General features: G+C 33.4%; 19 protein-coding genes and 1 pseudogene. 1 reads left to right on the top strand and 19 read right to left on the bottom strand.

The features are described from left to right. Positions 1 to 193: 193 nt before the first annotated feature. The 18 genes and pseudogenes from MUA21_RS04965 to MUA21_RS04880 all read right to left on the bottom strand — a co-directional run bounded on the left by MUA21_RS04965 (position 194) and on the right by MUA21_RS04880 (position 21,106). Entirely contained in the window at positions 194 to 1,867 is a 1,674-nt protein-coding gene (locus MUA21_RS04965; RefSeq protein WP_064209015.1) for a glycerol-3-phosphate dehydrogenase/oxidase, read from the bottom strand. A 147-nt stretch (positions 1,868 to 2,014) separates the two neighbouring features. Then, positions 2,015 to 3,517: a glycerol kinase GlpK gene (gene glpK / locus MUA21_RS04960; protein ID WP_046208594.1), complete on the bottom strand. Its 1,503-nt coding sequence runs from the start codon at positions 3,515 to 3,517 to the stop codon at positions 2,015 to 2,017. Between the two features lie 177 nt (positions 3,518 to 3,694). Then, on the bottom strand, positions 3,695 to 4,513 hold the full coding sequence (locus tag MUA21_RS04955; protein ID WP_064209016.1) for an MIP/aquaporin family protein: 819 nt from the start codon (positions 4,511 to 4,513) through the stop codon (positions 3,695 to 3,697). A 171-nt stretch (positions 4,514 to 4,684) separates the two neighbouring features. Further along, positions 4,685 to 5,719 (bottom strand): S66 family peptidase, encoded by a 1,035-nt coding sequence (locus MUA21_RS04950; RefSeq protein ID WP_262561997.1) that lies wholly within the window; start codon positions 5,717 to 5,719, stop codon positions 4,685 to 4,687. 107 nt (positions 5,720 to 5,826) lie between these two features. Further along, positions 5,827 to 6,360: a glycerol-3-phosphate responsive antiterminator gene (locus MUA21_RS04945; RefSeq protein ID WP_262562239.1), complete on the bottom strand. Its 534-nt coding sequence runs from the start codon at positions 6,358 to 6,360 to the stop codon at positions 5,827 to 5,829. 13 nt (positions 6,361 to 6,373) lie between these two features. Continuing rightward, complete coding sequence (mutL, locus tag MUA21_RS04940; RefSeq protein ID WP_262561996.1) at positions 6,374 to 8,335, bottom strand: DNA mismatch repair endonuclease MutL; 1,962 nt, start codon at positions 8,333 to 8,335, stop codon at positions 6,374 to 6,376. 15 nt (positions 8,336 to 8,350) lie between these two features. Then, on the bottom strand, positions 8,351 to 10,972 hold the full coding sequence (gene mutS, locus MUA21_RS04935) for a DNA mismatch repair protein MutS (protein WP_438873808.1): 2,622 nt from the start codon (positions 10,970 to 10,972) through the stop codon (positions 8,351 to 8,353). Positions 10,973 to 11,407: 435 nt separating this feature from the next. Then, entirely contained in the window at positions 11,408 to 11,896 is a 489-nt protein-coding gene (gene thiW / locus MUA21_RS04930) for an energy coupling factor transporter S component ThiW (protein WP_046208599.1), read from the bottom strand. A 34-nt stretch (positions 11,897 to 11,930) separates the two neighbouring features. Then, entirely contained in the window at positions 11,931 to 12,290 is a 360-nt protein-coding gene (locus MUA21_RS04925; RefSeq protein WP_262561994.1) for a YlbF/YmcA family competence regulator, read from the bottom strand. After that, entirely contained in the window at positions 12,290 to 13,831 is a 1,542-nt protein-coding gene (miaB, locus tag MUA21_RS04920; protein ID WP_070658454.1) for a tRNA (N6-isopentenyl adenosine(37)-C2)-methylthiotransferase MiaB, read from the bottom strand. Before miaB ends, MUA21_RS04925 begins: the two co-directional genes overlap by 1 nt. 384 nt (positions 13,832 to 14,215) lie before the next feature. Then, entirely contained in the window at positions 14,216 to 14,512 is a 297-nt protein-coding gene (locus MUA21_RS04915; protein ID WP_073342254.1) for a thiamine-binding protein, read from the bottom strand. Positions 14,513 to 14,595: 83 nt separating this feature from the next. Next, positions 14,596 to 15,495 carry an NAD(P)/FAD-dependent oxidoreductase gene (locus MUA21_RS04910; protein ID WP_107525862.1) on the bottom strand — a complete coding sequence of 300 codons (900 nt, stop codon included), beginning with the start codon at positions 15,493 to 15,495 and terminating at the stop codon, positions 14,596 to 14,598. A 108-nt stretch (positions 15,496 to 15,603) separates the two neighbouring features. Further along, complete coding sequence (locus tag MUA21_RS04905; RefSeq protein ID WP_064209022.1) at positions 15,604 to 16,002, bottom strand: RrF2 family transcriptional regulator; 399 nt, start codon at positions 16,000 to 16,002, stop codon at positions 15,604 to 15,606. A gap of 68 nt (positions 16,003 to 16,070) precedes the next feature. Continuing rightward, entirely contained in the window at positions 16,071 to 16,694 is a 624-nt protein-coding gene (locus MUA21_RS04900) for a poly-gamma-glutamate hydrolase family protein (RefSeq protein ID WP_262561992.1), read from the bottom strand. Between the two features lie 117 nt (positions 16,695 to 16,811). After that, positions 16,812 to 17,411, bottom strand: a pseudogene (locus MUA21_RS04895) (poly-gamma-glutamate hydrolase family protein). Between the two features lie 165 nt (positions 17,412 to 17,576). Further along, entirely contained in the window at positions 17,577 to 18,443 is an 867-nt protein-coding gene (locus tag MUA21_RS04890) for a 2-oxoacid:ferredoxin oxidoreductase subunit beta (RefSeq protein ID WP_046208607.1), read from the bottom strand. Further along, on the bottom strand, positions 18,444 to 20,204 hold the full coding sequence (locus tag MUA21_RS04885) for a 2-oxoacid:acceptor oxidoreductase subunit alpha (protein ID WP_046208608.1): 1,761 nt from the start codon (positions 20,202 to 20,204) through the stop codon (positions 18,444 to 18,446). It lies immediately after the preceding gene. A gap of 110 nt (positions 20,205 to 20,314) precedes the next feature. Continuing rightward, positions 20,315 to 21,106, bottom strand: coding sequence for a TIGR00282 family metallophosphoesterase (locus tag MUA21_RS04880; protein ID WP_046208609.1), 792 nt, complete (start codon positions 21,104 to 21,106; stop codon positions 20,315 to 20,317). A gap of 165 nt (positions 21,107 to 21,271) precedes the next feature. On the opposite strand from MUA21_RS04880, the gene MUA21_RS04875 reads away from it, so the two are divergent. Further along, positions 21,272 to 21,487, top strand: a complete 216-nt coding sequence (locus MUA21_RS04875) for a hypothetical protein (RefSeq protein WP_046208610.1) — start codon at positions 21,272 to 21,274, stop codon at positions 21,485 to 21,487. A gap of 408 nt (positions 21,488 to 21,895) precedes the next feature. On the opposite strand, the gene rny is transcribed toward MUA21_RS04875, so the two are convergent. Further along, complete coding sequence (gene rny, locus MUA21_RS04870; RefSeq protein ID WP_107525866.1) at positions 21,896 to 23,455, bottom strand: ribonuclease Y; 1,560 nt, start codon at positions 23,453 to 23,455, stop codon at positions 21,896 to 21,898. Positions 23,456 to 23,488 lie beyond the last annotated feature (33 nt).

Below are 23,488 nucleotides of genomic sequence, written 5' to 3'. Positions count from 1 at the left end.
TATTCGACTTATCACTTGTTACAGCGCTATTATTGATAAAATAAAATGCAAAACCTCATTAAAAATATAAAACCCCTCCAAAGTCTACATTTTTTAATGTCTACTTTGAAGGGAAAGAACTATTGTTCAAAATTTGAATCTACTAACTCATTATTGGATAAGGAACAAATGTTAGATTCGGACAATATTTAATTTATTCTTTAACTGCAGGTTGATTATTACCTGTTTGTGCTTCATCAATTGCAGTTTGAAGTTCTTTTGTAAACAAGTCTTTTTGAATATCTGTGTAACCTAGTAATTCAGCCATTACATCAATAACTTGATCTTTATAATTGAGAACGTCATCTATTTTGAAATAAAGTTTACCAGTACGACGAATAAAGAAATCTGTTGGACGATGAACCATTTCGTTTTGAATAGAATAAATCAATTCTGTGTAAATATCTAAAGGTAAACCAGATTCTTGATATTGTGCTGTTTGAGCAATTTTGAATAATTCTTCTACATTTGAACCGTATTTCGTTGCGAAATGACGTGCTGTCGCATCATCTATTTGATAAGCTTTAGCATCTTCAACTTTTTTATCAATAAATTGATCAAAGTTTGCACTACCACCAACATCTCCACCAGAAATTGGCAAGTGTTTTGTAGCACATTTATCAAATTTCAAACCGTATTCTGATTTTAAGCGTTTAGATAATAGGTCTACAATTTCTAATGCCATATGACGATAACCAGTTAATTTACCACCAGCAATTGTAAGTAGGCCTGATTTACCTTCCCAAACTTCATCTTTACGAGAAATTTCTGATGGGTCTTTACCTTCTTCTAAAATTAATGGTCTTACGCCAGCCCATGATGACTCAATATCTTCATCAGCTACATTTACATCTGGGAACATATAGTTGATCGCATCAATTAAGTAATCTCTGTCTTCTTGTGTAGCTAATGGTGATGTTTTATCGTTATCGTAAAATGTATCTGTTGTACCTACGTATGCTTTACCTTCACGAGGAATCGCAAAAATCATACGTCCATCTTTTTCAGTATCAAAGTATACTGCTTGTCCTAATGGGAATTTTGATTGATCAATAACAATATGAACACCTTTTGTTAAACGTAATTGTTTGTTATTGCGTGCATAATCACCACTACGTACTTCATCTACCCACGGGCCACTTGCATTGATTACTTTTTTAGCCTTAATTGGATAAGTCTCACCAGAAATTTGGTCTTCTGCATGAATACCGTTGACCTTTTCATTTGAATCATATGTGAAATGTACTGACTTCGTATGGTTGATTACTGTGGCACCTTTTTCAGCTGCACGTTTCATGACTTCAATTGTTAAACGCGCATCGTCTGTACGATATTCAACATAAGATCCGCCACCTTTTAAGCCTGATTTTTTAACAAGTGGCTCTTTCGCTAACGTTTCTTTAGCATTTAACATTGTTTTACGTTCTGATTTTTTAACGCCTGCTAGTCTATCATACATTGCTAAGCCAATAGATGTAGTAAATTTACCCATAGAGCCACCTTTATGCATTGGCAATAGCATACGTTCAGGTGTCGTTACATGAGGCCCATTTTCATATACAATTGCACGTTCACGTCCAGTTTCTGCTACAACGCCAACTTGCAATTGTTTCAAGTAACGCAAACCACCATGCACTAATTTTGTTGAACGTGAACTTGTACCTTGTGCAAAGTCTTGCATTTCTACTAACGCGACTTTCATACCTCTTTGTGTTGCATCTAATGCAATACCTGCACCAGTAATACCTCCACCGATAATGACAACATCAAAAGTATCATTTTTTAAATCTTGCTTAATCTGTTCTCTTTTCAAAGTTGATAAACTCATAAAATCTAGCGCCTCCTAGTAGTAATAAAAAAAGAGAGACCTATCCCATACATATATAATTGTACGAACAGTGTCTCTCAATTCTCATCTCGATAATATTAACTTACCCTTATTATAGCATAAGAAACTTAGATAAGTCTAATTCTTTTATTCTTCGTCTAACTTAAAGACTTGAGTGGCCTCTACAGCTTTTTTCCAGCCTTTGTATAATTTATTTCTTTCTTTTTCTTCCATATCTGGATTAAATTCTTTTTCAAGTTTCCAACGGTTAGCAATTTCATCTTTACTATCCCAGAAACCTACAGCTAAACCAGCTAAATAAGCGGCACCTAAAGCTGTTGTTTCGTTAATTTCTGGACGTTCCACACTCACGTTTAATAGGTCTGATTGGAATTGCATAATAAAATTATTTTTAACAGCACCACCGTCGACACGTAGGTTATTTACTGTAATATCAGAATCTTTTTCCATTGCTTCAAGCACATCACGTGTTTGATAACACAATGATTCTAATGTAGCACGAATAAAGTGTTCTTTTTCAGTACCACGCGTTAAACCAAAGATTGCTCCACGTGCATCAGCATCCCAATATGGTGTTCCTAAACCTACGAATGCTGGCACAACATAAACACCTTCCGTAGATTCTACACGTTCCGCGTAATTTTCTGATTGTGGTGCAGAATTAATCATTCTCAATCCATCTCTCAACCATTGAATAGCTGATCCTGAAACAAAGATAGAACCTTCAAGTGCATAATTAACTTTTCCGTCTAGTCCATAGGCAATTGTTGTTAATAATCCACTTTCAGATGCTACAGCTTCTTCACCAGTGTTCATCAGCATAAAGCCACCTGTACCGTAAGTGTTTTTTACATCTCCACGTTCAAAGCATGCTTGACCAAATAATGCTGCCTGTTGGTCACCTGCAATACCAGCAATTGGAATTTCTTGTCCGAAGAAATGATAATCAATGGTATTTGCATAAACTTCACTAGATTCTTTAACCTCAGGTAACATAGTATTTGGAATTTCTAATATATCCAATAATTCTTGGTCCCATTCTAAATCATGGATATTATAAATCAACGTACGGCTTGCATTCGTATAATCTGTAATATGAGCTTTACCACCAGATAATTTCCACACTAGCCAAGAATCAATAGTACCGAATAATAAATCTCCATTATCAGCTTTCTCTCTAGCACCTTCCACATTATCTAGAATCCATTTAACTTTTGTTCCAGCAAAATATGGATCTAGTAAAAGACCTGTTTTTTCTCTAAATTTATCTTCTAAGCCTTGCTCTTTTAATTCTTGACAGATGCCTTGAGTTTGACGAGATTGCCAAACAATCGCATGATACACTGGTCTTGATGTTTTCTTATCCCATACTACCGTAGTTTCACGTTGGTTTGTAATACCAATACCAGCTATTTGATCAGCACCGATGTTTTCTTCATTTAAAACTTCCGCCATAACAGCTAAAACGGATGTCCAAATTTCATTGGCATCATGTTCTACCCAGCCTGATTTTGGAAAATATTGTTTGAATTCACGCTGTGCAACTCCTTTAATTTTTCCGTCTTGATCAAATAGAATTGCTCTCGAACTCGTAGTACCTTGGTCGATTGACAAAATATATTTTTCCATAATGATTAGCTCCCTCTTCAAATGTTCGTAATACGAATTACATATGTAATTCACATTGATATATATACTTCTCTGTACCCAATTTTTATTAGTTCACTCAACTAATAATTTTATATTAATACAATGACAATAATATCTAGTTATATTTTAACGTAAATACACTTAAATTAAACGTAATTAATATATAGTTTCTATACCTTTAGCATTTTTCGCTTTATTTAACGTTACGCCTAAAATAAGTGTGATAATTAATAATACGATAGCAACTACCGACATTGTATCAAATGCACCTTTGTAAAATAATCTGTAAATCACTGCACCAATCATACCACCAGTTACAGGTCCTAACACAGGTACAATTGCATATGACCAATTAGAATCACCTTTACCTGCGATTGGTAAAATCGCATGTGCAATACGTGGACCTAAATCACGAGCTGGGTTAATTGCATAACCTGTTGGCCCACCTAGACTTAATCCAATTGCAACGATTAAACTACCGACAATTAATGGATTTAAACCATCAGCAATTTTGTTCATACCAATGAATAAAAGCCCCATTGTTAAAATACCTGTACCAATAATTTCACTCATGAAGTTTGCAAAATAGTTTTTAATGGCAGGTGCTGTAGAAAATACAGCTAATTTTGTGCCTTGATCTTCTGTGGCTTTCCATTGTGCTAAATACATTAACCAAACTAATGCACCACCAACGATACCACCTAGAATTTGACAGATAATATAGCCTGGCACCATAGCCCAACTAATGGCACCATCCATGGCAAATGCTAAAGTAACTGCAGGATTTAAATGTGCACCTGAAATATTACCTACCGCGTACACTCCCATAGTAACTGCTAATCCCCAACCTGTAGCAATAACAATCCAATCTGCGCCATTCCCATTACTTCTTTTTAAGTTGACGTTTGCAACAACGCCTCCCCCAAATAGTATAAGTATTGCTGTTCCCAAAAATTCAGCAAAATATTCACTCATAAAGACTCCTCCTAAAATAAGACAGGGAGACCCCTACAATTATATCCAGTTGTGAACCACCGGTTTAATTACTGTAGAAATCTCCCATCTCTGTTCTAAATATTAACTTGTGTACATCTTACACCGTTGTTGTAAGCGTTGTCAAATACTTTGTAAAAAAGTTGTCACAACTCAAGTTGATATCACACTATTTTCATCAATACTAAATTGACTAGTCAATGGGTCAATTTGTGCCGTTAACTCATAAGGAATCGCACGTTTGGGCTCGTTATGACCAAATGATAAATTATAAAAAACTACCATTTTAGGATTATTGCTTTTTTTAATTATTTTTAATATCTCTCTTTTATAATTTTCATAATATACATTATTAAATGGCTTACCAAAAACCATACCATTCAGGTGATTTAAAATCCCTTGCTTCAGCAATTCCTCTAAATATTTAGCAAACATATCAGGTGTAGGTGTGTCTTCTGAGGTTTCTAAAAATAATATTGCACCATTAAATGCTTCAATTTCAGGAAATATTGATGTATGCATTAAATCAACAAAAGTTTCTAGATTTCCACCTAAAAGGTGTCCGCTCACTTTTTTATTTCCATTTAATATTTCGTATCCTTTTTGTTCTATTTTAGCTCTACATGTATATTTGTTTTGTTTATTCCATTTTAATCCATATGGTCTCATATAAAATGCTGGTTCTATTTTTCCTATTTTATTTGTATTAAACCAACACTTGTTAATATTCTCTACTGTATATGTATCCATTGCTATATTTTCTGCAAAGTCAGTAAGTAATGCCTGACCATAAAAACTAACTATTCCCATTTTATAAAACATCAAATGTACTGTTGTTGTATCTGAATAACCACTGAATATTTTAGGGTTGTTTGCAATTGCTTGGAACTCTACATAAGGTAAAATACGTATCGCATCTTCTCCGCCAATACAACTAATAATAGCTTTAACTTCTTGATCTTTTACTGCTTCATTTAAATCTTTAGCTCTACATTCTGGATGATTGTGAATAAACGCTACACCTTTTAAGGCATTTGGCATTACTTTGACTTTTAAGCCAAATTCATTTTCCAAACGTTGAATGCCTTGTCGAGTCCGCCATAACATATTACTTTCACCTGCTAAACCAGAAGAAAGAGACACAATTGCTACTGTGTCTCCTACTTTCAATTGCTTTGGTTTTATCATTGTCGTCATCCCCTTATACTCGTTCACAATGATTGATTACAAATAAATGAATCAATAATATGGAAATAGTTAAATTTTTATCATTTTAATGACACCACATGATTCGATTACCATAGTGATCGGTCACTAGTTGTAATATATTTTGCGCCATTTGAAACTGCAACATCTACTTCTTCATTGCTATTTATGAGCCCACCTGCAATTACTGCAGTATTCGTTTCTTCGTTAATGATACGTATTGCTTTAGTAGCAATACCAGGTAAAACTTCCACAAAATCTGGTTCTACACGCTTAATCAATTCGATACTTCTAGATAGTGCATGACTATCTAATACAAACACTCTGAACACGGTTGTAGTATTTAATGATTTTGCTTTATTAATTACTTTTGTCTTAGTTGAAACGATGCCTTTAGGATGATAATTTTGAATGATATATTCACAAGCAAATTCATCATGGCTCATACCTTTGATTAAATCGATATGCATGTATGTTTCAATCTTATTCTTGTTTAATAGACCCATAATACTTTTAACATGTCCGATATGCGCATCTAACATGACACATGCCTTGTAATCGGTCATCGTTAATTTTTCTAAATCTTTCATTGAGCGAACTGCAGGCAAAATATGCGGTTTCAACATGAATTCCTCCTTAGACAATACGTTTAAATAGGCGTTCTAATTCATAATTTGAGAAATTAATAATAATGGGTCTACCGTGTGGACAGGTAAATGGGTCTTCAGTCTCTCTCAATTGATTAACTAAATCTGCCATCTCGTTATTTTTTAGATAGTGGTTGGCCTTGATTGATTTTTTACAGCTCATCATAATCGCAGCTTCTTCACGAATTTTTCTCACGTCAACTTTTTTATGTTCTAATACATATTCGATCATATCCTTGATGATTTCTTCAGCTTCTTCTTTAGGAAACCATACTGGATAGCTATCTACAATGTAGTCATGTCCACCAAATGGTTCTAAATGCACGCCTACTTTATCTAATTCATCTTTATATTGATTAATTATCATTAATTCATCTTTTGAAAAATGGAAAGTTAATGGAATCAATAAATTTTGACTTTCATTTACAACATCCCCAATTTTTTCTCTGAAATATTCATACTTTATTCTTTCTTGAGCTGCGTGTTGATCAATCATAAACATACCATTTTCATTTTGAGCGATGATGTAAGTGCCATGCACTTGTCCAACAATTTCCATATAAGGTATTCTACGTGTTGGCGAAGCACTCACGCGCCCTTTAATATCTTCTTCACCATTGTCTTGTAAAATGTTATCCGCGGTTGATACTTCGTTATCAGTAGAATCACTACTTGACGTTTCTAAATCATAAAGCAAATCATTTTGTATTTTCTTATAATCATCATAATCATTTTGTGACTCTTGAATGCCGCTTCGTTCATTATCCGGTTGATTTATATAGGATGTTGAATTGTCTGCACTTGCGTTATTTGCATTATTCACGTTTGATTCACTTGATTGCTCAACATTTTGCTCAAGGTTATTTTGTTGTTGCCGTTTTTCGAAGTCCATTTTCTGTTGCTCAAATTGGTCTAATACCTTGTTTTTCTTCGTCATTTTATCCATATCATTTTGAGGAATTAAAATACGATCTTTAAATGCTTCACGAATTTTTGTCACAATTAATTCAAAAAGCTGGTCTTCTTTTGATAACCTTACCTCTAGTTTAGTTGGGTGCACATTAACATCTACCAATATCGGATCCATTTCAATGTTGATATAGCATATTGGATAACGACCAACCATTAATAAAGTATGATAGCCCTCTAAAATTGCTTTATTTAATAAGAAGTTTTTAATATATCTGCCATTAATAAAGATAGAAATATAATGTTTATTACTTCTAGAATGTTCTGGCTTTGCAAAATAAGCTTCTAAATGATAATCACTTGTATCACCCGTTACATGAACTAGATCTTTTGCAATTTTCATACCATAAATTTCTGCCATGACTTCATTTGTTCTACCTGATCCATTTGTTTTTAATATTGTTTTACCATCAGAAACTAGTGAAATACGAATATCAGGATGACTCATAGCCATACGGTTCACGATATCTGTAATCTTTCCAAGTTCTGTATAGAGACTTTTAATATATTTTAAACGTGCTGGCGTATTATAAAACAATGACTCTACCAAAATATCTGTGCCTCTTTTTGCTTTAGCTGGTTTTCGATTTAAAACTTCCCCATTTTCCACATAAATTTCTTGGCCTTCTTGATTATCTGTACATGTTTTCAATGTCACCTTAGAAACTGAAGAAATACTAGCTAAAGCCTCACCGCGAAATCCTAATGTGCGAATATGGAACAAATCATCATCTGCATCTAATTTACTTGTTGCATGGCGATGGAATACTAAGTCTAAATCATCGATTTCTATACCAGTACCATTGTCAACCACACGTATAGAAGCGACTCCTGATTGTTCAACCTCTATGTTTATTTCTGTCGCTTGAGCATCAATTGCATTTTCTAATAATTCTTTCACAACCGATCCAGGTCTTTCTACTACTTCACCGGCTGCTATTTTATTTGCTAAAGATGTCTGTAATTCTTTTATTTTACCCATTGAATGACCTCACCTCTATTTTAACTGTTTTTGTAATTCACTAAGTTTTACTAGAGCTTCTATCGGTGTCATATTCGATAAATTTAATTGCTTAATTTCAGTCTCAACTTCACTTTGTACCGCAGGATAATCAAACAAATCAAAAGCTGCTTGTTCAAATTGGTGGCTACTTTGTGCTTGCTTGTCATCGTTATAGCTGTGCTCGTTTTCAGATACAAATGATTTTTCTATCGGCGGTGCTTCCACGCCCGATTTAATAACGTTCATTTGTTCATTTGTCGCTTGTCCATGATTATTATTTTGTTCAAATGCATCTAGAATCACTTGTGCACGTGATATAACTGCTTCTGGTAAATGTGCTAACTTCGCAACTTGGATACCATAACTATCATCGACAGCCCCGTCTTTAACTTTGTGTAAGAAGATAAGCTCACCTTTGTATTCATTTGCTGCAACATGAACATTTTTCAACGAAGGCAACGACTGATCTAATGTTGTTAACTCGTGATAATGTGTAGAGAATAATGTCTTAGCATGAGAAGTATGTGCCACGAATTCAATCATTGCTTGTGCCAATGCTAATCCATCATAAGTAGAGGTTCCCCTACCTATTTCATCAAAAATAATTAAACTATTTTCTGTAGCGTTAGCGAGTGCTTTTTGTGCTTCCAACATCTCAACCATAAATGTACTTTTACCAGAAACTAAATCATCTGCAGCTCCAATTCTTGTAAATATTTGATCAAAAACTGGTAATACAGCTGTTTCACACGGCACATAAGCACCCATTTGTGCCATAATGCTTATGATTGCAACTTGTCTCATATAAGTAGATTTCCCAGACATATTAGGTCCAGTGATTAAATAGATAAACGTATCTTGATCTAAATTACAATCATTTGGCACATAGTCGTTGTGATCCATAACGCGTTCTACAACAGGATGTCTCGAATTTGTTAATTTAAGTGTTTTGTCTTCGCTAAATGCAGGTCTTGCATAATTATATTTTTGTGCTATCTCGGCAAAACTTTGCAAACAATCCAATTCAGAAATAACTTTTGCTTGTTTTTGTAAGCGTTCTGTATATGTCTTTATTTGTTCACGTAATTCAACGAATAATTGATATTCTAATTCAATCGCTTTATCTTCAGCACCTAATATAATGTCTTCTTTTTCTTTTAATTCATCCGTAATAAACCGTTCTGCATTTGATAAGGTTTGTTTACGATGATAACCATATGCAGAAGGGTCAAAACCTTGCAAGTTGGCTCTTGTAATTTCAATAAAGTATCCAAACACTTTGTTAAAGCTAATCTTCAGTGATTTAATACCAGTGCGTTGACGCTCCTTAGTCTGAAGTTCAGCCAACCAAGTTTTACCATTTTTCGATGCTTCTAAATATTCATCTAGCTCCTGATTAAACCCTTTTTTGAATAATCCACCTTCTTTAACAGATATTGGCGGTTCTTCTTTCAAACTATTTTCTAATAATGCTAACAGTTCATCTAAAGGTTCAAGTGCTTTAAATCGCTCAGTAGTTTCTGTATCTAAGCGATCTAATAATTGCTTAATATTGGGTATTTCAGAAATTGAATGTTTGAGTTGAATTAGATCTCTAGCATTTACATTACCATAACTCACTCGACCGACTAAGCGCTCGATATCATATACTTGATTAAGATGTTCTCTCAATGTATCTCTCTCTATGAAAAAGTCTATAAATTGCTCAACTGTATCTAGACGTGATTCAATTTGATTTTTGTGAATTAACGGTCTATCAATCCATTGTTTTAATCTTCTTGCACCCATAGGGGTCTTAGTTTCATCCATCAGCCATAGTAATGTTCCTTTTTTACTTTTCAGACGAATACTTTCGGTCAATTCTAAATTTCTTTTTGCATAAAAATCCATTTTCATAAAATCTACTGCTTCATATTTAACAACAGTTTCTATATGAGATAGATCTCGTTTTTGCGTATGAAAAATATAATCAAGTAATAACTGAGTCGCATTGTATAAAGATTGTTCATTACTAGTATTTACTGCATAATGTGCATCTGATATTTCATTCAATACTGTAATCGTTTCAGTTGTTAAACTTATTTGACGTTTTAGTTCTTCAGCAATATGCTCATTTACTACGATTTCATTTGGATTAATGGTTGTTATTTCATTTATTAATGTAGCTTGATCGTTAAAGGAAGTTACTTTTAGTTCTCCCGTAGACACATCACAATAACTTAATGCATAACAGTCATTTATTTGTACAAAGCTCAAAATATAATTATTTTGTTTTTCATCTACGCCACCTTGATCCATAACCGTACCTGGCGTAACGATTCTAACAACTTCACGTTTTACCATTCCTTTTGTCTGTCTAGGATCTTCCATTTGCTCACAAATAGCTACTTTATATCCATTATTAATTAATGTTTCAATATAGCCATCTGCTGAGTGGTAAGGGACCCCACACATAGGAATAGGATTTTCTTTTTTAGCATCTCGCTTTGTTAATGTAATCTCTAGAACCCTAGAAGCTTCTTTCGCATCTTCAAAAAACATTTCATAAAAGTCGCCTAATCTAAAAAATAATAAACAATCTTGATATTGTGATTTTATTTTTAAATACTGTTGCATCATTGGCGTTTGGTTAGTCATTTAATCTTTCACAATCCTTCTATTAGTTTCTTACTGTTATTTACAATACATTAAATAAACTATTATTTATGTATGTTATATCATTAAATCAGATGGTTGCTCACTTGTTTAACTGATTGCTATTTTTACTTTATAACTAGTGTTTCTATTCTTATATTATTTCGTACTTTTAAACCATATTTCGATATTTTTATTGTCCATTTAACTCTTAAATTTTAACATAACTTTAGTTTTTACGCTTATGCTTACAAATTAGGATTGATGTAAAATGTTGTCAATTAACTACTTGATGAATGATATTTATAAAATAAAAAAGATTAAGCTTCATTTGCACATACAATTAGTTAATTACAAATCCACATTATAATTAAATCATTGATATGTTAAAAGCAATGAAACTTAACCTTTTCATATTTATAAGAATCGTTTTAAGATGCCTTTTCTTTTCATAACCATTAAAATAACATAACTAATCATTGCACCAATCACACTTGAAGCAATAAAAGCTATCATTAAAGGCTTGACAGCAAAGTTAGCAAAACCTAATACCCAGGCTAATGGTATACACATAATACTACCAATGATGCCTGTACCTATAACTTCACCGATTGCTGCCATAAAAATATGCTTGCGATAAAAGTAAAAACCACTTGCTAATAATACACCTACCATACTTCCAGGAAATGCAAAGAAACTACCGGTACCAAACACCATTCTTAACAGCGAAGAAATAAACGCTTGTGCCAGACCAAACCAAGGCCCCACAAATACCGCACATATCACATTGATTAAATGTTGTATAGGCGCCGCTTTGATAGGCCCAAGTGGTATAACAACAATGCTACTTAACACTACATTTATTGCAATCAATATCGCAGTCAGTGTTAATTTTCTTGTTTTCATATTGCTCATTTCCTTTCTACATATGGATTATGCATTAATCTTTATTTTGTTGAATTTCATTTAAACGGTTTGACATCGTACTAATCATCATTTGCAATAAGTCATTTGCCTCTGCTTGTGATTCTCTAAATTCTTCAACAATAGGTATAATATTGAGGTTTTGCTCGATATCTTGAATTTTATCTTCAGACTGACGCAGTGCCTGCTGTTTACCATAATTTTGTAAATTAACAGACTGTTTCTGCGTTTTTTTCAAGTCTTTCATACGTGTTTCAATATTTTTATTTTGATGAATTTGCTGTTCAATCGCTTGATATTCTTTAACAGTGTCTAATGATTGAATACGTTGACTGAGTTTATCTGCCTCTGCCAATATTTCATCTTTTTCATACATTATTGTGTCACCACTGCTTTTTCACTAACGCCTAAAAACGTACCATTCAATGAAAACTGTTTAGCTTCATCAACTTTTACATCAACAATCTTTCCAATCATTTCTTTAGGTGCTTTAAAATTAACTAGTTTATTTTTATTCGTATAACCTGCAAGTACAGTATCATCTTTCTTACTAGCACCTTCACAAAGAACTTGTACTGTTTGGCCTTCATATTGTGCCATAGCTTGTTCAGAATAATAGGCTACTTTTTTATTTAACTGTTGTAATCTTGCCTTTTTTTCCTCTAATGGTACATTATCTTTCATTTTAGCTGCTGGCGTGCCATCTCTTTGAGAATAAATATACGTATATGCATGTTCAAATGCTACTTCATCATATAAAGTCAATGTTTCTTCAAATTGTTCTGCAGTTTCATTTGGATAGCCTACGATAATATCTGTTGTTAAAGCAACATCAGGTATTTTTGACTTAATACGATTGACTAAATCGAGATAGCTTTCTCTCGTATATTTACGTCCCATAATTTTAAGAACAGCATTATTTCCTGATTGTACAGGCAAATGCACGTGTGGAACGATGTTTCCACCGTTAGCAATCACTTCAATCATACGATCGGTGAAATCCCATGGGTGACTCGTAGTGAAACGTACTCTAGGAATATCTATTTTCGAAATATCTTCTAGCAAGTCGCCAAGTCCATATTCTAATCCATCAATATCCTTACCATATGAATTAACATTTTGACCTAATAGTGTAACTTCTTGATATCCTTGACGAGCTAAATCTCTAACTTCGTCTATAATATCTTGTGGTCTTCTACTTCGCTCTTTACCTCGTGTAAATGGCACAATACAGTATGTACAGAATTTGTCACAACCATACATAATATTAACCCATGCTTTTATATTACCTTTTCTGACTTTAGGTAAATTTTCAATTACATCGCCTTCTTTAGACCAAACTTCTACCACCATTGCTTTTGATAGATAAGCTTCTTCTAGTATTTCAGGCAGTCTGTGTATATTATGCGTACCAAAAATCATATCAACATTTTGATATGATTTTAATATTTTATTCACGACTGATTCTTCTTGGGACATACAACCGCAAACACCAATAACTGTTTCAGGTTTTTCTTTTTTCAAGTGTTTTAAATTGCCAATCTCGCTAAACACTTTATTCTCTGCATTTTCACGAATTGCACAAGTGTTAATTAAAATAACATCCGCTTCATCGATTTCTTCTGTTGGCTGATAACCTAAAGCACTTAAAATACCTGCCATTACTTCTGTATCATGTGCATTCATTTGGCAACCATATGTTTTTATTAAAAATGTTTTACCTTTACCCATACCACGATATTTTTCATCGATTTGAAAATCACGGTTATAATGTACTTCTTCTTTACCACGTTTACGTGCTTCTTTTAAACTTGGTGGTTGGTATACATGCTCAAAATACTTACTATAATCTTTTGTCTTCTTATCGCGCTCGGCCAAAACATCTATAGAAGTTTGCTTTCTTTGTTCTTCATTCACGCTAACAAAACCCTTTCTATATCATAAAAACTATGAACAAACGCATTAAAATAGATCTTATCTCGCTGTTTTACAATCGAGTCGTTCAAAGTTCTATAACTTTATCTATAATCATTATTTCATTATATTAAATTTAGCAATAAAGTGCAAAAGTCATCTACAATAATGAATGTTGATTTCAAAAGTACATTTTACAATAAAAACCATCTTGATTAAATATACTTTGTCCAATAACAAACATTTTTAATAAAATAATGATACAAAAATAAGGCACTTACGTATCATTTAATAACATTTATTAAATAAACGATGTACCTTATAGTTACGACTTTAATTTTAATTTTACAATATCATAATGCAATACCTTACTATCAAGAAAACTACTTAGATTTCATCATATTTTCCAGTTAATGTTTCAATCGTTATACCTTCTGGAACATGATAAAATTTCACTTGACTGATAGTACTTGGTATTTCTAGTTCTACCATTCGCTCATTAAGCTTTTGGATTAATATTAAACATTCATTCATCTCACCTTGTACAGTTGTTTCTAAAGGTCCAACACGATAATCCAAACCAGAATCATCGATCACTTGAATTGCTTCATCTACGTAAGGTATAACATCTTCACCATTAGCAGTTTTAGGAATAATTTGTACACTCATTAAAGTATCATTCATACTTGTTCAACCCCTTAAATTTTACTTACCTTCAGTTTACCAAAACATTAACTTAAGGTATAGAAATCGAAAGCTTTGTTTATTTATTGATAGGTTTCGTTTATAAGTGACATCATCATATTTTTAGCAACGTTACCACCATTTGAAGCCGCATCGATTAATTGGCTAGGAAAATTGTCCTTAGTCTCTCCAGTTACATATAATCCATTAATATTTGTTTCTCCATATGGTGATGATTTGATTTTGCCCTGTTCATCACGTTCTAACAATATATTATTTAGAAAATTGAATTCGGTATCCCACCCCATTTGTGTAAATGCACCTTCTATTTTTATGACACTACCATCTTCTAATTCGACTCCTTTTAATTGTCCCTGCTCTCCTAATAGTTTTTTGATCGTTGTTGAACAGACCTCAATATGATGTTGTTCTAAAAATTTAATTGCCTCTGGCTCTAACGTTTCAATACCATTAGTAAATACAGTGATTTTTTTCGAAAAATTTCTCAATAATTTAACAATGTGTATTACATCTTTATCAGAGTAAAATACGCCTAATTGAGTATGTTTCATTTCAAAGCCATCACACCAAGGACAATAAAATACCGTTTTACCGTAAAAGGATTCAATATTATTTATTTTAGGTAAATGTTCTCTAACACCTGTAGCAACAAGTATTTGCTTGGCTGTATAGGATTTTGATGCTGTTGATACTTTAAATCCGGATTCAATTTGTTTAATATCTACGACCCTTGCGTTCACTATGGATACATCTTTGTATTTGGATACATCTTCTATAGCTTGTTGTTTAAATTTTTGTGGCGAAATACCATCTTGCGTTAAATAACCATGTGATAATTGAGTAACTTTATTTCGTGGTTTATCTTCATCAATGACTAATGTATGCATCATTCCTCTACCAAAATTCAATGCAGCGCTCATACCTGCTGGGCCACCGCCTATGACAATTACTTCATATTCCATCATTCCACTCCTTTTAATTACACGTCTATTAAAGACTTTTAATATCTATAATAGTTTTAAAAAAGTGTATAGAAATAGTTTATGCTTTGCTATTTCTATACTATAAAATTATTTAACTACAGGTTTTAGCAGACTCGATAGTTTCTTTTGCTTCAAAGTTGTTACCAAAGTTGTTTCAGCATCTTCCATTATAGCTTTGATAGGACAGCCTTCATCATGATTAAAAGTGTCTTCTAATAAACTTTGCTCCCCATCTATCGTAACAATGACTTCATAGATAGATACTGAATCCCATCCATTCTTTAATTGATATCCGCCTTTAGCACCACTACTAGCAGAAATGATATTACGCTTAACTAAACGTGTCATTACTTTTGATAAATAAGTTGTAGAAACACCTAAAACTGATGCTAAGTCTTGTACAGGAATCTTTTTCTGATCACCTTGATTATTAATCATAAATAACAGTGCATGTAAAGCATAATCAGTTGCTTTTGAAAATTTCATAAATTTATCATCTTCCTATTATAGATATAATAAATCTATAATAACTTATTTGTTTTTCTTTTTCAATATTACGCTAAATTTTTAGTAGCATTAATAATTGCATCTGCAAAATCATACATAAATTGAGCCCAGTTACTACTGTTCTCTCTACTTTTTTTATTGTAACGTTCATTTTCAAACAATTTCTTTCTTATTCCTGAGGTTAACTCGAGTTGGACACCTTTCTCAGTTTTACAGCAATTTATAATATTGTCATCATGCGCACCAGACATATGTGATGGGGCTTGTCTAACTATTATCCCTAATTTTTCAAATTCTGCCGTCATCTCATCCATTAATTGCTCATCCTTACCACCCATATAGACAATTTCATCTTCACCTTTACAACCATGTATCGCGATGGCATATTGATTATTTGCAATCATTTTCATTAATTTAGGTTCATCATAATTTCTGGACGTCACATGTAATTCTGCATTACCTTTTGTTCTAATTGCTTTAAACGTAAAGTAGTCAAAACCACCTTTTTCAGCTGTTAATTCCGCCAATTCGGTAGTAGCAGGTTCTATTGCTCCACCATGAATTGCAGTTATGATAACGTTGCTATTTCGGTCAATTGAATTAATAATCCAATCCGTATTTTCCTCTGTTAGCTGCATTAATTCCGTCATAGATTTAAATCGATCAGCCATTGATTATCCCCCTCTATTTTATATGTACACTTTTTGTATACCACATTTTAGCGTCCATTATTTTAAATCACTGTTAAGTTTTTGATAATTTATTAACTCAATTTTTACAGTTAACTATTACTGATTATTGATTGCTTTAATCATAGCTTTTGAAAACGCTTCTAAATAGGTTGACCAGTTCGAACGATTTTCTCGGTCTTTTAAATTAAATTTTTTATTAACAAAACAATGCTTCCTAAAGTTAACAGTCAATTCTAACTGTACCCCCATACCTTTTTGACCACAATTCACAAAGTTATCCTATTGTTTACCAGAAATATGAGAAGGTGCATCCTTTGTAACGATTCCTGTTTCATTTAACGTTTGTTTTATTTGCGTAATTAGTGATTTATCTCTACCACCGATATACACTTCATTTTTCTTACCCATGCAACCATGTATAGATATAACTTGAGCATGTTCAGTCACAATCTTTTGTAATTTTGGCTCGTCAAAATGAATTGAAGTTACATGAAGTTCATTGTTTTTATTTTTTCTTACACCTTTAAAACTATAAAAACTATACTTACCTGTTTCACTTAAATGTTGTGCAACTTCAGTAGTTCCTCTTTCTATAGCACCGCCATGGACAGCAGTAATAAGTACTGGTAAATCTCTTTCACACGTTTGAATTTCCCAATCTTTATCTTCATTTGTGTAAGTTAATAATTCCGTCATTGTTTCAAAGTAATCAACCATATCTCTCTAACCTTCCATTTTTCGTATATAAATATAAAACTAGCTGATTCACAAATATAAAACAATGATTTTTTCTATGAAAATCATCTTTTGTGATCAGCTAGTTATTTTACGCTATTGATTATTATTTAAGTAGATAAACGATTATACAAACTGTTTTGTTAAGTCTTTAAATTGTTGTTCATCAAGGTGAATATCTTTTTTGGCTAATGCTGTACCTTCTATTTCTTCAATTTGAGATTCATAAGAAGGTGTTTCCGTGTCTTGATATACAATGCCTTTAAGTAATGAATTATACTCTAAAACCTTTTGAGTAGCTTTTTGTTTGTCGGTCGCATCAAAATCTTCAATTTCATCAATACTTGTAAGATTTTCTTTAAACCAATCATAAGTGTTGACTTTATTATATGTTACACATGGAGAGAATACGTTAACGAATGAAAAACCGTCATGGTTAATTGCATCTTCCAACATTTTAGTTAATCCTTTAATATCACTAGAAAAACCTTGTGCAACAAATGTAGCACCTGAAGACAACGCAAGTTCTAATGGCGCAACATTTTTTTCAATATTACCTTTAGGCGTAGATTTAGTCACAAACCCTTGTGCTGATGAAGGTGATGTTTGTCCTTTAGTTAAACCATAGATTTGGTTATCCATCACTATATATGTCATGTTCATATTTCTACGCAACGCATGGATCGTATGTCCCATACCAATCGCATACCCATCACCATCACCACCAGAGGCAATTACGGTCAAGTCTTTATTAGCCATTTTCACGCCTTGTGCTAATGGTAATGAACGACCATGGATCCCATGTACACCGTATGAATTAACATAACCTGATAAGCGGCCTGAACACCCGATACCTGTTATAATTGCAACTTCTTCAGGTTCTAGCCCAACATTTGCAGCTGCTTTTTGAATAGCTGCTTGAACAGAGAAATCTCCACAACCTGGGCACCAATTGGGCTTCACATTATTTCTAAAATCTTTAAATGTTGCCACTTATACCAACTCCTTTAAATTTTTGGCAATTTCTAATCCTTTGGCTTCTATTTCATTTGGTAAGAATGGCGTACCATCATATTTCGTTTGATTAATTAATTTATCTCCAACGTTCACATTCATTTTTAATATATTGGAAAGTTGTCCTTGATAGTTATGTTCCACAACGACAACTTTTGAAGCTTTATCAACCGCTTCTTGTATCGTTTTGCTTGGGAAAGGATGTAGTTGTCTGATTTGTAAATGATTAACCTTCAATCCTTGTTGCTCTAACCTTTCTTTACCTTCTTGAATCGCACCTTTAGTAGAGATGAAACCTAAGTAAAGTATGTCTGCTTCATCATGGACTGCATTATTTTCTACAGGTTGATTGATCAATAGATGTTCTGTTTTTCGCATCCGTTTATCCATTTGCTGTTGTCTGTTATCAGCTGCTTCACTTGTCTTACCTTCTTCATTATGTTCCACACCTGTGACATGATGGATGCCCCCTTTAACTCCAGGGATTGGTCTTGGAGAGACCCCACTTTCAGTCAACGCATATCGTTTGAAGTATGTTTTATCATCTTCATCTCTTTCTATATCCGATTGAATCGTTTCTCCTCGGTTTATTTCAATTTTATTATAATCTAATGATTCTACAGTTTGTTTACCTAATGACAATTGTAAATCACTTAAAATAATGACCGGGCATTGATACATTTCAGCAAGATTGAAAGCTTCTATCGTAAGGTAAAATGCATCTTCAGCATCTGTTGGTGCTACAACTATTTTAGGTATATCGCCATGCGTACCGTAGATCATTTGCATAAGGTCTGATTGTTCTTGCTTGGTAGGCAATCCAGTGGATGGACCGCCGCGTTGTGTATTAATTACAACAAATGGCGTTTCCGTCATACCAGAAAGGCCAATTGCTTCCATCATGAGTGAAAGACCAGGTCCAGCGCTCGCTGTAAATGCACGTACACCAGCATAGTTAGATCCTATTGCCATATTTGCCGCAGCGATTTCATCTTCAGTTTGTACAACAGTACCCCCAACTTTGGGTAAATTTTCAATCATATATTCCATGATTTCAGATGCTGGTGTAATAGGATAAGCTGCCATAAATCGAGAACCAGCTGACAACGCACCTAGACCTATCGCATCATTGCCAATCATATATAGATGTGGTGTACCTTCTGTTTTTTCTAAAACAAAATCACCATCAATATGACTTAATTGTTCGTTCATTAAACGGTAACCTTCATTCAATGCTTCAATATTCATTTCTACAACTTTATCACCTTTTTTAGTAAACATATTGGTGATAAGTGTCTCAAAATCTGAAATGTCTAAGTTCATTACTGCACAAGTCGCTCCAACCGCGACCATATTTTTCATTAAAGTAGTGCCTAATTCTTTCGCAGTGGCAGTAAAAGGTAGCGCAACCAATTGTGCGTCACAATGCTCAGGTTTTTCTGGTTTAGCTTTACTATCAGCAATAATCACACTGTCTTTACGCATCTCATGGTGGTTCACTTCAATTGTTTCTTGATCAAATGCGATTAATATATCTAAATCATCACTAATTGCATGTACTGGTGATGTTGATACTCTAATTTTATTATTTGTATGACCGCCTTTGATTCTACTTGAAAAATGACGATACCCATATAAGTAGTATCCTTTACGGTTCATAGCAGTGGCAAAGATTTCACCTGTTGATTCGATGCCTTCCCCTTGTTGTCCGCCCACTTTCCATGATACTTGAGATTTCATATCATCTAGCCTCCTAGTGGTTATAATAATTCATATTTCATCATACCAAAACAAACCACGCTTTTACTATGAAAAGAGCGGTTTATTTTAAAATTCATACTAATGGACGATTATTTAAAAGGATGGTCATCATTGATAAGAATACGTTCGATACGTTTTGTTTTACCATCTTTATTTAAATCTATAATCACACCTGATAATACACTACGACCTTCGTCAGGAACAACATGTCTTTGTGGTAAGCTTGTGATAAAACGCGTAATCACCTCTTCACGATTAATACCAAGAATACCATCATAGTATCCTGTCATACCTACATCTGTAATATATCCTGTGCCTCCAGGTAATATTCTTTCATCTGAAGTTTGGATATGTGTATGCGTGCCGACAACGGCACTAACTCTATTATCTAAATACCATCCCATTGCATTTTTTTCTGAAGTCGTCTCAGCATGAAAGTCAACAAAGATATAATCTGTTTCTTTTTTTGCTTCAGTTACTAACGCATCAGCTTTTTTAAATGGATCATCAATATCTTGCATAAATGCTCGTCCCTGTAAATTAATGATAGCCAATTTGATTTCGTTAATTTGAATGTAGCGCATACCAACACCAGGTGCTTCATCTGGAAAATTGGCAGGGCGAACCATGCGATTGGCATTTTCTATAAAATCATAAATTTGTCGTTGACCATATGTATGATTACCCATTGTCATAAAATCAACGCCTTCTCTTAATAAAGATTTGTATATTTTTTCAGTCAAACCTTTACCATGTGCTGCATTTTCTGCATTTACGATTGTAACCGTAGGTTTATAAGTTTGTTTCAACTTGGGCAAATAGTTTGAAATAGCTTCTCTACCTATTTTACCAACAATATCCCCAATAAATAAAATTCTCATTTACGTGTCATCCTCTCTTACTGTTAGTTTAATTGAAATTAGCGATGATGAAAAGGCTCTTTAATAAATATTCATAAACATTACTTTGTTTTAAATTTATGATTGGTGGTAATATTTATATTATAGTTATGTATCATTTCAAAAAATAGGAGTTGTATGTAAGATATGTCAATTAATATTGATCCACAACATTTTGCTGATTTAGTTGTTTCTGCAAACCCTTCAAATAGTGACAATCCGGAGGAGATTGCTAAAGATAGCTTGGAGTTATATATCAATGCTTATAGACTTGCTGAAAGATATGCCAATATCTCCACAAATTGTTATGACACTGCCGAAGTAATTAAAGAATTAAGTAAAGTAGATTTAGAATTAAAATAACTTAACGTAATTCACAGTAATAAAAGAGACTGAAGTATAGTGTTTAGTTTCAAAACAAAGGAGTCTGGGGAACATTATTGTTCATCCTAGACTCCTTTATTTTTTCCAGATTTCTAACCTAGTCTTTTGAATTAAAGCATGTACCATGTACGAGTGTGATTGTGCTGTAATATGGTTTACATAATCCGGCTTGCAATAGCTCTCACAAATAAATCATTCTATCCAATCCAAATGTCAGCTGTTACGAGTGAAATATGTTAAATCGAAAAAAGGTGAAGTTAACCACAATGTATTTTTACTTTAACTATACTTCTTAATAATATCGGTTTTACAAACTAAAAATAACTGCTAGTAAAATTTTACATCTATACTAGCAGTTATTCCGTAACTTAATTAAGTTCTTATTTATTATTTTGCGTATTCAATTGCTCTAGTCTCACGAACAACTGTCACTTTTATATGGCCAGGATATTGAAGTTCATCTTCAATCTGACTCTTAATATCTCTTGCTAAGCGGTGTGACTTTAAGTCGTCGATAGTTTCTGGTGATACGATAACTCGAATTTCTCTACCAGCTTGGATTGCAAATGCTTTTTCAACACCATCATAACTTTCTGAGAGTGTTTCTAGTCTTTCTAACCTTCTAATATAATTTTCTAGGGTCTCTTTACGAGCACCTGGTCTTGCAGCTGATAGTGCATCTGCTGCTGCAACTAATATAGAAATAATAGAAGTTGGTTCTACATCACCGTGATGTGAATGTATAGCATTTAATACTGTTTCACTTTCAGCATATTTTTTAGCTAATTCTACACCAATTTCAACGTGACTGCCTTCAACTTCATGGTCGATAGCTTTACCAACATCATGAAGTAGTCCAGCACGTTTGGCTAATGTAACATCTTCTCCTAATTCAGCCGCTAACATGCCGCTTAAATGGGCAACCTCTATAGAATGTTTTAACACATTTTGACCATAGCTAGTACGATATTGTAAACGACCTAGAATTTTAACTAAATCTGGATGCATATTATGCACATTAATTTCAAATGTTGCTTGTTCACCAGCATCTCTTATAATATCGTCAACTTCTTTTCGAGCTTTTTCAACCATATCTTCAATTCTTCCAGGATGGATACGTCCATCTGAAACAAGATTTACTAATGCAGTTCTTGCAATTTCGCGTCTAATTGGGTCAAAACCTGATAGAATAACTGCTTCTGGTGTATCATCTATAATTAAATCAATACCAGTTAACGTTTCTAACGTTCTTATATTTCTACCTTCTCTACCAATAATTCGACCTTTCATTTCGTCATTTGGTAAATTAACAACTGATACTGTAGATTCTGAAGTATGCTCTGCAGCTAACCGTTGTACAGTAGTTGCTAATAATTCTTTTGCATTTTTATCGACTGCTTCTTTTGCTTCTTTCTCTTTTTCCTTAACAAGTATTGCAATATCATGTGACAATTCTTCCTCGACTCTTTGAAGTTGTTCGTTAGCAGCTTCATCTTGAGTGAGACCAGAGATGCGTTCTAATTCTTGTTCATGCTTATTTATTAATGACTGAACACTACTCTCTTTTGCATCTACTTGTTGTTGTCGTTCTTCAAGTTTAGACTCTTTTTGCTCTAAAATCTCATCCTTTTTATCTAAAAGATCAGATTTTCGCTCTAAGTTTTCTTCTTTTTGAAGAAGTCGTGCTTCTTGCCTTTGAAGATCACCGCGTCTTTCACGAAGTTCATTTTCACTTTGCTCTTTTAAGATTTGATTCTCTTCTTTAGCTTCAAGGAGCTTTTCCTTCTTAATATTCTCTGCTTCTTTATTACCATGTTCGATAATATCTTCTGCAGTTTGTCTTGCTTGTAATTGCTTTTGATGCAATATATTTCGGGCAATAATATACCCTACAACAACTCCGAGAATAATACCTAGCAAAATGAGTAGGAGGTTTAATAAATTCACACAAACACCCCCTTTTTCTAGGATTTTGCTCTG

The organism is Staphylococcus ureilyticus (assembly GCF_025558845.1).
Classification (GTDB): domain Bacteria; phylum Bacillota; class Bacilli; order Staphylococcales; family Staphylococcaceae; genus Staphylococcus; species Staphylococcus ureilyticus.
Note: the sequence above shows the minus strand (reverse complement) of the source record. Positions and strands in the feature narration are given on the sequence as shown.